The 12,410-nt window shown below is 52.3% G+C and carries 12 protein-coding genes and 1 pseudogene; 4 read left to right on the plus strand and 9 right to left on the minus strand.

Features of this window, described 5'->3' with window-relative positions:
* The first annotated feature begins 95 nt into the window (after nt 1-95).
* Entirely contained in the window at nt 96-1,313 is a 1,218-nt protein-coding gene (locus ACYZT1_RS04900) for an MFS transporter (protein WP_462017923.1), read from the plus strand.
* 131 nt (nt 1,314-1,444) lie between these two features.
* On the opposite strand, the gene ACYZT1_RS04905 is transcribed toward ACYZT1_RS04900, so the two are convergent.
* On the minus strand, nt 1,445-2,368 hold the full coding sequence (locus ACYZT1_RS04905) for an RES family NAD+ phosphorylase (protein WP_462017924.1): 924 nt from the start codon (nt 2,366-2,368) through the stop codon (nt 1,445-1,447).
* Between the two features lie 46 nt (nt 2,369-2,414).
* Here ACYZT1_RS04905 and ACYZT1_RS04910 point away from each other — a divergent pair, with 46 nt between their 5' ends.
* The gene (locus tag ACYZT1_RS04910; protein ID WP_462017925.1) at nt 2,415-2,621 is read left to right on the plus strand and encodes a hypothetical protein; all 207 of its coding nucleotides are present in this window, start codon (nt 2,415-2,417) and stop codon (nt 2,619-2,621) included.
* 527 nt (nt 2,622-3,148) lie between these two features.
* Here the strand turns inward: ACYZT1_RS04910 and ACYZT1_RS04915 are convergent.
* The 3 genes from ACYZT1_RS04915 to ACYZT1_RS04925 form a co-directional block, all read right to left on the minus strand.
* A complete protein-coding gene (locus tag ACYZT1_RS04915; protein ID WP_462017926.1) occupies nt 3,149-3,361 on the minus strand; it encodes a hypothetical protein in 213 nt (70 codons plus the stop codon).
* Nucleotides 3,362-3,842: 481 nt separating this feature from the next.
* Nucleotides 3,843-4,553 (minus strand): recombinase family protein, encoded by a 711-nt coding sequence (locus ACYZT1_RS04920; protein WP_462017927.1) that lies wholly within the window; start codon nt 4,551-4,553, stop codon nt 3,843-3,845.
* A 443-nt stretch (nt 4,554-4,996) separates the two neighbouring features.
* Complete coding sequence (locus tag ACYZT1_RS04925; RefSeq protein ID WP_457400716.1) at nt 4,997-5,227, minus strand: helix-turn-helix domain-containing protein; 231 nt, start codon at nt 5,225-5,227, stop codon at nt 4,997-4,999.
* Nucleotides 5,228-5,387: 160 nt separating this feature from the next.
* Here ACYZT1_RS04925 and ACYZT1_RS04930 point away from each other — a divergent pair, with 160 nt between their 5' ends.
* Nucleotides 5,388-5,732, plus strand: a complete 345-nt coding sequence (locus ACYZT1_RS04930; protein ID WP_462017928.1) for a hypothetical protein — start codon at nt 5,388-5,390, stop codon at nt 5,730-5,732.
* 73 nt (nt 5,733-5,805) lie between these two features.
* Nucleotides 5,806-6,237, plus strand: coding sequence for a hypothetical protein (locus tag ACYZT1_RS04935; protein ID WP_462017929.1), 432 nt, complete (start codon nt 5,806-5,808; stop codon nt 6,235-6,237).
* Between the two features lie 689 nt (nt 6,238-6,926).
* Here the strand turns inward: ACYZT1_RS04935 and ACYZT1_RS04940 are convergent.
* The 5 genes and pseudogenes from ACYZT1_RS04940 to ACYZT1_RS04960 form a co-directional block, all read right to left on the minus strand.
* Nucleotides 6,927-8,207, minus strand: a complete 1,281-nt coding sequence (locus ACYZT1_RS04940; RefSeq protein WP_462017930.1) for a DUF5906 domain-containing protein — start codon at nt 8,205-8,207, stop codon at nt 6,927-6,929.
* Between the two features lie 348 nt (nt 8,208-8,555).
* Nucleotides 8,556-9,344, minus strand: a complete 789-nt coding sequence (locus ACYZT1_RS04945) for a phage antirepressor KilAC domain-containing protein (RefSeq protein WP_462017931.1) — start codon at nt 9,342-9,344, stop codon at nt 8,556-8,558.
* A 63-nt stretch (nt 9,345-9,407) separates the two neighbouring features.
* Nucleotides 9,408-10,049 carry an ATP-dependent Clp protease proteolytic subunit gene (locus ACYZT1_RS04950; protein WP_462017932.1) on the minus strand — a complete coding sequence of 214 codons (642 nt, stop codon included), beginning with the start codon at nt 10,047-10,049 and terminating at the stop codon, nt 9,408-9,410.
* A gap of 685 nt (nt 10,050-10,734) precedes the next feature.
* Nucleotides 10,735-10,998 (minus strand): annotated as a pseudogene (locus tag ACYZT1_RS04955) (site-specific integrase); the annotation flags it as partial.
* A 69-nt stretch (nt 10,999-11,067) separates the two neighbouring features.
* Nucleotides 11,068-12,357 carry a DUF6538 domain-containing protein gene (locus ACYZT1_RS04960; protein WP_462017933.1) on the minus strand — a complete coding sequence of 430 codons (1,290 nt, stop codon included), beginning with the start codon at nt 12,355-12,357 and terminating at the stop codon, nt 11,068-11,070.
* Between the last annotated feature and the right edge of the window lie 53 nt (nt 12,358-12,410).

Raw genomic sequence — 12,410 nt, forward strand, 5'->3', positions numbered from 1 at the left:
TTTCCCGAAATCGTCAACACAGATCTCCGATTGACGTTAGCCAGCCGAAGGCGCTAGCTTGTTGTTACTGACAACGAAAAATGAGTGCGCCGGTCGTGACAATTCCAGAGAAGACTCATTCTCCGATCAATCGCTCCAGGCTCGTATGGGCGATGGGTCTTACCCAGATTCTTGCCTGGGGTACGACCTATTACTTGCCTGCAGTGCTTGCGGCTCCAATAGCCAAAGAAACCGGGTGGTCCATTACCAGCGTAGTGGGAGGACTGTCTTGGGGAATGCTGGTAGCTGGAGCTTCCTCCCCGGCAGTTGGTCGCCAGATTGATCGTCATGGCGGAAGATCTGTCCTTGCCGCCAGTTCACTGCTGCTGGCTCTTGGCATGGTGCTGATGGGGCTGGCGAGCAGTACTGCCACTTACTATTTCGCTTGGACCCTGATCGGCGTTGCCATGGCTGCGGGTTTATACGACGCAGCCTTCTCAACCCTGGGACGTCTTTTCGGCGAAGGGGCACGAACATCAATTACCGGACTGACCTTGTTAGGTGGCTTCGCCAGCACCATAGGTTGGCCGGTGATTGCGGCTCTGGAGAGTTGGATCGGTTGGAGGAGCGCCTGCTTTGCCATCGCAGCTGCTCACTTGCTTGTCGGATTCCCTATTCATGCCTTGCTGATTCCTGGAAGCACAAAACAACCGCCTCACCCCGTTATTACAGATACACCCGACGCATCAGTGCTTCGCCCCAATACCTCCAATTATCTGTTCTTGCTGATTGGCGTCATGCTGACGATTCTGGCGATGGTGGTATCAAGTATCTCAGTGCATCTGCTCAATGTCCTTAAGCAACTGGGGATCGCGACAGCCGTGGCCTTGGCCATCGGCATGGTGATTGGCCCCTCGCAAGTCGTGGCGCGGGTCGCGGAGTTTTCCATAGGCAGAAACCTCCACCCAACTTGGTCCGCACGAGTTGGCGTGTTGCTGTGTTTGATCGGGCTTGGACTGCTCATCTCAGGCCTGCCTTGGCTGGCCTTCGTGGCGATTGCACTATACGGAGCCGGTAACGGCATCCTCACCATCGCTCGCGGCACTCTTCCATTGGCGTTGTTTGGGCCGCAAGGATATGGCGCACGGATGGGGCTACTCGCAAGGCCCGTTCTTATCGCCCAAGCTTGCGGCCCTATCGCCGCCGCTTTCGTTTTGGAGCTCTATGGCGCATCGGTAATGCTTGGAGTGATGTGCGGCTTTTTGTTGATGTGCTTCGTTGCCAGCTGGCGCTTACCGGCAACTCAAAAAACCCTACTGAGTGACACCGCTTAGAAACCAGATAATGAAGTTCAACGATTTTGACTGTCCTTTCGGGTTCGATTGCACTCCTTTCACGGCAGGCCGCACTCGGCTAGGAGCGGACACTTACCGAAGGGTTACCCGATTGAATTTGGCGCTAGGACTCAATACTCCACCGGCCCAAAATGACCTAGATAGCCTACTTGGGTGAGGATCAGACGATTGATGCATTCGACACCTACCAACCCGCTCTCCAAGGGACGCCCGAATAGGGCAACGTTCTGGATAGTGAATGCCTCTGCATATTTATTCCGCTCGGGATGAAAGCGGCGTAGAGAAAGACCATAGGATGTCTCGAAAGGATGGCCGCCCGTACGTACCAAGCTGAAGAACGAAGGATATATTGCGCCGTCAAAACCAGCGTCTCTTGCGGCCAGGGCTATTGCTCGGGAAATTTCGTATGAATGAGACCGCGCAAGGAAAAGCATGTGGATAGCCATATCTAGACTCTCGAACTCCGACCCTTCTTCCTCAAGTACCTGAGTCAAATCTAAAAGGCGCAAGTCCCGCCGCGGCTTCAAGGTGGCGACATAAATGTCGTCCTCAGTAGTGGCACGGCATTCGTGGATACAGATATCAATATCCTGAGACCCATACATCACTGGGAAGTCGGAGGAGTCTAAGCGCTTTTTTCCCGCCAACGCGGCCGGCGGGCTGTCATACTCCAGCGGGTCAACAAAACGATGAGGGTTGATCCGGAGGCGATAAAACTTTGTGCTCTCGGTAAGCGTCCTTTCTGGGTATTCCTTCATTACACGGTCGATAACCTGCGGCCGCGTCACGGTGTCCTGCAATAGTTTTAGCGGTTCCACTTCACCGACCATCCAAAGACGTGGGCCATAGTGGAAAAAACCGAGTTTTGCTGCGTCCTCAATCAATTTGATGTCGTTCTTCAGCCATGGTGAAGGCGAGATATCGCTGTTGCCGTAGTGATGCTCATTGCACTGGATTACAGGCGCTCCGCCATATTCACAGCGGATTGTGGTGCCACTCACAAAGAAGCGCCAAGCCAGGCTTTCAACATGCATTCGTTAGCTTTCGCCCGTCAGGGCTCTTGCAATTCGGGCAATCACCGTGCTGTTCAAGGCCATGTTTAAACGCATCAATCCGCAACCCCTCATCAGTAAAGCAGTTAGAGCACAGGAGAGGTTGACTACCGTTCTCGGTTTCGTCTGCCATGTCAGTTCCACAGAGGTTGTTTTGGAAAGAGAAGCCAAAAATATAGCGGATGAACACGAAAGGGTGATTACCTTAGTGGCAATGGTTCCTGATGTGGTTTGAGGTGCCATGAACAGTCTTATGGCTAATTTCGAGTGCACTGCCTTTCACCTTTGACTCGGCGCCGACGAGCGTCTGCTATGAGTCGATTTCTGCCGGTGGCCGCCGACAGCAATGGGCGAGTCTCAATCGATCATGTTGATGAGCTTCCTGGGTAAAAGGATTGCAATTCCGCAACAACCAAACTTTTCAATTATTGCCCCCATCGTTAGTGGAAATCACCGGTGAATCTGTGGCGGAAATATCTAGATGGCATCTATGGAAACGGTAGAAGTCCCGCCCAAGCTGGGTCGGGCCTTAACGCCATTCCCGTGCCACCTCGCTATCGGTGGCTAGAATCGGGAAATCACGGGCACGAAATAGCCGCATGCAGGCGGCATGATGTCATGCTGATGGGGGCATACAAAGCGGGCTCCCTCTTGATGCGTACACGGTTGCAATACTCGATCCATATGCCGGGCCCCATACAGCAAGGTTGTGCCGCGTATGGGTGATCGCTTTATTGGCAACACTCGAGCGGGGCAATTATGTCAGTGGAACTTGAGCAAAAATGTCAGTCCGACACCTGTTGCGGCTCCCATTGCGCCAATGAGGCCGGCTACGACTATCATCGGGAATTGCTTGCGTTCCAGAGCGAACTTACTGGCTTCAGCATTCAGCTTGGCAGTTTCAGCCATCAGCTTGCCGATATCGGCGTGAATCTGTTCCAGTTCAATCGGTGGAAATCGAGGTTCAGGAGGCATGACTTCATCCTTTCAAGTTGCTTGATTTAGTCGAGTGCCCCACTCATGCACTTATAACAGCCTGTCGGGGGCTATGTACGCGCGGTTCTGCCTTGTTTGACCACCCAAGCGTGGTGCTTGATCCCCATTCTGTGGACTCGTCAGCTTCCTCCATGGGGTCGCCCCCATTTGGCATGCCCAGCATCGAAAATGGAAACTTCGGATCCAGTTTGCCCCAAAACGGCTACCCCGAAATTTTCAAAATTGGCACTCGTCCTAGGCGAATATCGGTCGCATTCGACTGCCGGGAATATCATGCCCCCCCCCTGTTAATCGGCCTATTCCAGCCAAATGGGGGCGTTCTTAAGCCCGAAGAAGCCATGGGATTACCTTCCAGCGGCAAAACGCCGAATATGGTGAGAGTGATACAGCCCACCCGTAGAACATTGCTCAGGCGGTTTTCAGGTCGCTTGCTGGAATGCTTCGGTTGGTGCCTGCTGCCTTACTTGGTATTGAGTGACAGTTCAAGGCGAGTCATGAGACGCGATACAGTCATTGGTTGGAATGCTTTCCCTTTGGCCGTGGTCACGCCTTTGGCGTTTAAGCACTGGGCAATGGCGGCAAAGGAGATGCAGCCATCGTACAAGCACGCCTTGATGTGATGAGCGATTGCATCAGCCCGACTGTCAGCGTTCTGTTTCTTCGCTTCCAGTGCGGCGCTGTTGCCTACTTCCCAAGCCTTCGCCCGACCAGCGTCACGACGGGCAATCTTCGCCTGTGCCTCGGTATCGCCATTGGCGGCAAGGGTTTTCAACTCGGCCAGACCATCCTTGGTACGTTGGCGAATCTTGGCCAGCTCTTCTTCAGCCAGCAGCGACTTGATGTTGCGGACGAGGCGACTGCCATGAACGTCCTCGGCTTCGACGATGGTGTATTTCTTCTGCAGAACAGCGAAGTGGGCGTGGTCACGGGTCAGGCGGTCAACACGGTGGACGACCACCGGGCAATCCAAACCCTTCGCCATCGCCAGTGCTAGGCGGCACTGGGCACGCTCCAGAGGGTCGATGGAACCTGACACGCCCTCATCAGTGAACTGGGCTACGATCTGCCAGCCGTGCGTCTCAGCGGCGATCTGGATGGCGGCGAATTGGCCAGCTACCGACAGGCATTGATCGTCTGTACTCATCCTTGCGTAAGCCACGACCTGCTTCATGTTCTCGCTTCATTATCTGGGTTTGGCTCATCGTAACATATTGCAGCCGTTCGACAACGAAATGTTAAGAGCTATTGCTTCGGGTCGTTGGCCTGCCCCAGCTCGATGCAGGTGCATTAGGAATGTGCGCAACGACTGTCCGAGTTGTGTGCAGGCCGCTGGGTGTGGTGCAGATCGATCCGGCGATGCCGCCCCCGGTGTAGCGCAGGTCTGGCAATTCCTAGTGCACTAATTAGGCTGGTGTGAGGAAATCTGGCGTCACGGTGGGAAAGCCGCGTGTGGAGGGGACTTGGCTTGACCTGGCTGTGGCGTAAGCCCCGGAAACAGGGACTTTGGCGAGTCTGAGATGGTGCGGACGATGTGACCGACGCCTGCGAGGGGATAGATATTGGTTAGTTTTTGATCAGTTAGATGCAAGGTAACTGATGGGCGGTCGACATCCTTCACTTGCTGAGAACAAGGGTCTCCACATCGGCAATGAGTGCAGATGGCTGGCATTTCAATGCAATGGCAAGCTTGAAGATGATGTTGATAGTGGGTTGATTGACGCCTCGCTCGATGAGACTTACGTAATTCCGCTGAACATCCGCCTCCAGTGCCAACTGCTCTTGGGTCAGCCCTGCAAGCTTCCGTCGCTCGCGAAGAACCCTACCGAATGCCAACCCTGCGTCCAAGCTGTTACCCCCTGAGTGAGGGTTGAACTCTCGTTGCCTGGGTCTGATACGTCTTCACAATATACTGTGAATTTCTCGTTCGACATGGCACCATTCACCGCTCCCACCCTATGGTGGTTGGCAGGTCAGATCCACGTTACTCATGTTCAGGAGCTGCTCAATGACCGCAACAGACTTAACCATGCACATGGGCTCCGGTAAGCGGGGACCAAGCATTCACGCCGAACAGGGTTCGCTCGGAGAACTGGCGATGTTGAACCATGAGAATCCACGTGCCGCAAGCCTGATGCTGTTGCTGATGGCAAACATGGATGGCAAGGGTGAGGTGGTGCTCAGCCAAGCAGCCTTGGCGAAGTTAAGCAATTGCTCTTTGAGCACCGTTAAGCGTTCGATTGCCTGTCTTGTCGAGGGGGACTGGGTGCAAGCGGTAAACGGTAACCCCGGCAGCCCCCTTGCTTACGTTGTTAACTCTAGTGTTGCTCGGCCAAACAAGCGGAAACGCTGAAATTTTGATGCCGATGTGTAAATGACCCCTCGACGAAGATGGCGTCCTCCGCACCATCATCAAGGAAATCGTTATGGCTCGTACTTTCCGCAATCCAGTAAATGGGCATACTGAATCAATTAGTAAAGAGGCAGGTGGGCTGGTAGTACTCTTTGGGCCCCTTTATCTTGCCGTCCGGGGTCTTTGGGGACATTTCGTTCTTTGGATCGTCCTAGTGGGCGGCTTTTCACTGGCGACTGGCGGGACTGGGATCATCATCGCGTTACCCATTGCAATAGTCGCGTACGCAATCAGCATCAATAAAATCATTGCGAACTCCTACCTACGCAAGGGTTGGGTTGAAGTGCTGAAACCGTCTAACGGAGAGGCTGTGCATGCGGCGAATGGTCTGCGAGAGTGTCCGTATTGTGCCGAGATGATCAAGGTACAGGCTATCAAATGTAAGCACTGTAATTCCGTGGTGGAACCGGACGTTCAGCAAACAGCATCAACTCCAATAGTTTAGGGCGCTCAGTGGGTGCGTGGTGTAGAGCTACGTCTAGGCGTTATCTCTCTCATGCCTTTCGGCATGGTACAAACGAAGAGCAGATCGGTGAGGCATCTCTCCATCCTACTGGTAGAAGTTTTCACCTTGCCAAGCTTACTGTGACGTTTACGTCACGCGTTAATACTTTATTTATTACTATGATTGTTCCATAACTGTAGAGGTTCGAGAAGGGAGGATAGAGGTGACCCCTCCCGCTGTTGATGTTGCTCTGAATGGTGCAGGTAGAACTTGTGCTGATAGGCACGGAATTGTTAATCCTCTTGGGTTGCTCTACCGTGGCTCACGCCACAAGTTGCCATGCAAAGTTAGGAGCGAATAGCAAGAGCGGTGAGGGGCTTGTTGCCCCCTCTCTCCCCTTAACTATAGAGAGTTGTAATCCGTGCCTCGGGCACAGGTTATTCTGCCGTGGCGGCGACGCCACTATGTAACTGTATAGGCGTGCTTTATCTCGAGGTGGATTCACTGGAGTTGCTTGCCCATTCGATCTTGCGTTAGACGTGTTCACTCATGGAGCTAGGTGAATCCCTTACTATAAGAAAGCAGCGTCAACCCGTCATACCCGTCATGACATCGCCACAGCACTTGCTGCGTGGGGCGTACAACCATGACGGGTTATTTTACGACCCGACATGAACCCGTCATACCCGTCATGGCGCCCTTGTGCTTGAGTAGACTCTTCGCAACTCGGCGGGCGAGGATGACTCCGATAGATCGCCTACCAAACCCTTGGGAGTGATCCACATCCTTCCATCGGTCGTTCGTTTTGCCTTGCATCCCAGTTCGGACAACTTCTCAGCTACTGCACGATTGCTCAAGACTTCCCCGGTCTCTATGTTGTACTGGGCTTCGATGTCCAAGGCTTTCACAACCATATGGTCTGCAATGTAATCAGTAATGAACTCGAATAGCCTTTCCTGGGGGCAGAAACCTATCATCTCCCGTTTGCTGACGGTCATCGGTGGATCGCCCCAGGGTTGAAACCCAGATAGATCCACTGTCTCAAGTAAGTCCCGCACCACCTGCATTCCATCTTGCCTCAGTAGCCAAGGTTTAAGAATTGTGTTGATGAACAACATGGTTTCTTTTTTCGACTCCTTGTGCGTGATGAAAGCGGGCACCCAGAAGCGGCGGTCTTCCTGCTCCAGCGGCAATGGAAAATGGTCATTGCTCGTTATGATGAAGTTAAGAAAGTTATCCACCGTGGTGTCGGGGATATGCTTGCGTCGCAGCGTAATCGTCTTGTTCCCTTGGATTGATTTCAGGGTGTTGACCGTCGACTCGGGGTTCTTGTAGACCTCGTCAATCACAATGAGAGTCTTGCCAACCAAAGCATCATTAAATTGACCGACCACGTCACCTAGAGCTACCGTGCCTACGCTGGATTTCCCCAGCAGGCCAGGTAACAGTGTTTCAGCCAAGAAGCCCTTGCCAACCCCGTGTTCTGAACGCAGCAAAACTGTGGCGTTAATACGCTGGCTAGGATAGCGGACTGCATGAGCTAGCCAATCCCGGAAGTAGTACCGCTCTTCGTGGATGGGGAACAGGCGTTGCAGGAACTCAATGAAGGGCGCCGCATCGCGTCTAGATACTGGTTTTCCACTCGGACGGATATCTGGGCCAGTCCATATATTCAGAAGTCTGTTACCGCCAACCTCTATTATTCGCCTGTAGTCGCCGGGGCGGAAGTCCTCAGCGAAAACAATAGGCAACTTGTTGAGCAAGTGATCCCCTGTAATGTCTTCAGTTCCGCCAGCATCTCGGTAAGCTTGGAGTAACATCATAGGGTTGCCTTGTGGGGCGACTCCCATGTTTAAAAGGTCGCGGAATCTGGGGCGGCTGTCCGTTGAAGGAACAATCACGAATCGATTCTGCACAGAGCGTATTGCGGTGTTTTTTTTGTCAGTTAAATCCACTACAGATGTGGGCACGTTTTCTTCCTTGACTTAAAATGTTCAAATACTTTTCTTTCCAAGAATCGGGCGACTCCGGAAATTTAGCAGGGCTGAGTCCCGGCAGACACTAGGCCACTTACATCCTTTCCTTATGTCCAAGCAATACATAACTCGTCTCGACCTAGCCGTAGATTAGCTTGAAAGTGAGAGTTGAAATAAGTTTAGTGCTGTATGTCGCGCAGCTTGCTTGAACTTTCATGGTGGTTAATAGATGACTGGTTTCATGATGCCAGTCATCGTGCGAATTTTTCCACCGGTTCACTGGGGCTAAAAATAGTACTGTTATGCGTGGCCTTACTCACCTATGGAGTAAGTTAGTGCGAATTAAGCGGCCAGCTCTACCGGGAGCCATCCAGCTTCACGAAGCAGCTTGCCGATGTATATTTCACCCTTGCCGGTCACCATGGTCTTGTTGGAGCGGTAAATATTTCCCGCTTCACTATATACCTTTCCTACAACTACGAAGCGCTTGGAATCAATGTGTCGCTGGTAGGGTGTGTTGTACTTGTCTGTCATCAACACTTTGCCGTTACGTAGTAGCTCGAAGAGCTTGTTGGGACCGATTCCATACTTCTTCGCTACCTCGCTTACCGTCTGCAAGTTCGAGGCGCGATTTACCGCGTCATGAAATTCAATCTTCGGTGCATCTCGTTCCGCATTCAGGGCTAACTGCGTGTATCCTTCAGTCAGGGCCTGAGCTTGTTGGATGATGGTGTTAAGGTAGGGCTCTGGATTATCTAGCACATACAGGGCCGCATTCTCGTGTACCGCCACACCACTTGTCGCAAGGCGGTCATACGCCCGGATTACCTTTAAATGATACTCGGAGCTGATCCACATGGCGTAGTCGTAGACTAGCTCTTTCGCCACATAAGTGCCGCCAGAGCGACCTGCTTTAGTCTGTAAAGGGTACGAATCTGTACCTTTGGCTAATTCGCTGATCAGATCTTCTGCTTGGCGTACCCATAGGGTCGGCTTGTGACGAGGTGCTCCGCCAGCAGCTTTATGGAAGTCATTGAGACAGTAGCGTCCCTCACGGTCCCGTCGTACGTAGCAACCACCGATCATGATTACTGTAGTTTGGTCGTCTTTGATACTAAAAATATTGCTCATTTTGTAATGCTTTCCTTGCGGTTTAAGGGTCAGCTACTGCTGACGATAATATTTGTGTTTCTATTAAGCAGCCAGACGGTTTTCCCAGTGCTGCATGATTTCTTCGATCTGCCTGGCTTTGCGTTCTTTGCGGTACTGTTCGTATAGCGGAAGACGGGCACGCAAGTCGTCTGCAAAGAAATATAGGTCCTTGCCGTTGTCCAAAGCGTCAATCAACTCTTCCTCAGCGAGAAGCCCATTGTAGGTTGTCTCAACCCAGTCACGGTTGACTCGTTCCATGTATGCGACACTTGCACGGACATCCGATTCTTTTCCGTACCCCGGGGAATAAGAGCATGAGTGAATCATCATCGTGCTACTGTCATAGATCACCCAGTCATCGGCTTGGAGGGCGATGGCTGAAGCAGCTGAAGCACATGTAAAGCCGATCTCGACTGTAATCTTTGCCTCGCACTCATCCATGCGGCGGCATAGGTAGTCACAAGTATCCATGTTTCCACCCGGTGATGAGAGCTGAATATATACTTGGTCTTCTTCTCTTGCATCGGCAAGGATGTTCACGAATTCGCCATACTCATGAATTTCGCCGATAGGGCCGGTTAATGGCACGACGTACTGTATCGAAGTTCGCTGCTTGACCATGATGTTCTTGGGGCGATAAATGCTTTCGATTTCTACGAATTCGTTGTTGGCTTGGTATTTCATCTAGTTGTCTTCTTTTACGGATTTCAGGCAATAGGTGGCCGTCGCTCAAAGTTAAGAGCTGGTGCAGGTGCATGCACCTATTGAGTTATAGTTTGGTGGTGCTGTTCTTGAGTTTTGGGCTAAGTTAATTCATCTATCGATTCTGTGGTCGGTTGGGGTGCGTTTTTCGGGCACTAGGGTTCCGTAATGAAATTGTGAATTTCGTCGGAATTATAATGTAAGTTGGCCGAGTTGGCGTACTGGCTCTATGCTAAGCCAGGTATGAAGCGTTATTCTCTTGCGTCATATAGTTGTTCTTTAGTGGTGGTTTAATGGTGTTTTTCGGGCACCGACTTATCCTTCGATCATGACATGGTACTTACTCGAATAATTTAAACTAGGGCTAATGCGGTTGAGATTTTCCAAATCCCAGACACGAAAAAAATCCTTTGCGTGTTCTTCATCGTTTCCGGGAAGTCGCAGAGGAGGCTGTACAAGCAGTTGGCAATGAGGCCTATCAATTCACCGGTGATCTGGTGATGGGCGCCATAATACTGGCTTTTGTTTCCGTGTCAATGGTCCGAATGAAAAAAACAGAATCGCCATCAGTCTCTTGCAACGGCTGGCGCTGTCACTAGGCCGCCCAGCCCGGCGGCAACCTCCTTTATATAAGGCAGGGCCACCATCGGTTCGGTAATTGTCTACGCTAGGCGTCGGTCATGATGATTTGCTTCAGGGCTTCCGCCATCGCCTTCAGCGGGCTACGGCTGCCATAAATGCTGAACGTCACCGCACCGTCTTCGTGCCCGGCGATGCGTTTGATCAGGGAATCCTGCACCCCAGCATCTCGAAGGTCATCAATGAGCGTGGGGCGGAAATTGTGAAACGTCTTCTTCGGGTCAGTAATGCCCAGCTTCGTCCTATACCGACCGAACGACTTCGACGGTGCGTGGCCCAGCTTTTCCCGCACGGTCTGCATATCCCAGTCGACGATCAACACAAAGCCCGTCGATTTCTACTTTCACCTGTGCGGTCCTCTTTACCCACTTGGCAAAAGACCAGCTGCTTTCGCAAGGCTCGGTAGTTTCTGTATCTCCGAAGCCATTCGTGACAGCGGGTTGATGCCATAGCTGTCACCGATATGTCCCGAAGCATGCCCGGTGATCCAGTCGCTCACTTCCTTGGGGATACCATGCTCTCTGGCTAGGGTTTTGAAGCTGTGTCGGAACGCGTGAAGAGGGTTGCGGCCTGGTTGATACACTCCGCAGAGCTGAGTGATCGGACGCCATGATTTAGAGACGATTCCTGCAAAGCCGTCGGAGACTTTGACTAGTTGTGGGAAAACCCTCGTTCCAGGCAAGCGTCCTTGTACGAGCGATAACAAACCCATGGCGATCAAGTCAGGATGGACAGGAATTTCCCTTCGACTGCTATCTGTTTTTACGGACTTGTCGGGGTGGTCGTCAATGATGCGAATGAACCATGAGTTCCCTTCGTGCTGGTGAATGTCTTCAACGTACAGCTGAGCCAGTTCTTCACGTCGGCCACCTGTATACGCGGCTATTAAGGGTATCCAGAACACTGCGTTGCCCGGACGACCTTCGGCAGTTCGAAGCCGCTGAAACTCGGCATGACTGAACAGTGTGACCAACTCGCTCCAGCTGTATCCCCGGTTATCGTCCAAGCGGCGTTTCGGTTTACCTGATCCTAGACGCTTGTGAATTCGTGATGTACTGACAGGATTTGTGTCAATCAAGCCAGAGTCCACCGCAAACGTCAGCACCGATGACAGCCTTGCCAACAGTAGTCGCGTAGATGAGATTGCCAGCGGCCTAACCTTGGGATCCGAAGGCTGGATCAGGTTGGTAGCGAACTTATGGACATCTGAAGGCAGGATCGCCGCAATGGGCATGTCGCTCATGTCAGTGATGTACCGATTGACAGCACGGCTGTAGTCGACAGCATGACGGCGAGAAACGTACTCCGACCTGCCCGACATGGAGATGGATTGGACGTAGCGAGCAAGCGCTTCTGAAAGCTTTATAGAAGTTTCTATACGTGCTGGCAGATAAAAGCCAGGTAGGGGCTTCGCTAGCACCTCCGGCTGATGGTGTTCGATGCAGAGGCCTTGGCGGGCTTCATTGAACAAACGCTCGGAATCAGCATACGCAACGGCAAACGCGGCCTTCGCTTGCAGGTGGTGTCGAGTGTTCAGCGAACGGCGAATCTCGGTCTTGCCGATGATGTGCCTTAGATCATCCGGCACCCTGCGTCGGAGGTAGTAGATGCCCGAGTCGGGGTGCCGGAACGGTTGTGCAATCAGTGCCATGTGTACCAGCCTTGTGTATCAGTTGGCTGGGAAAGGGCGCGACTTTCGTGGTT

It is taken from the genome of Pseudomonas sp. PB3P13 (assembly GCF_054897735.1).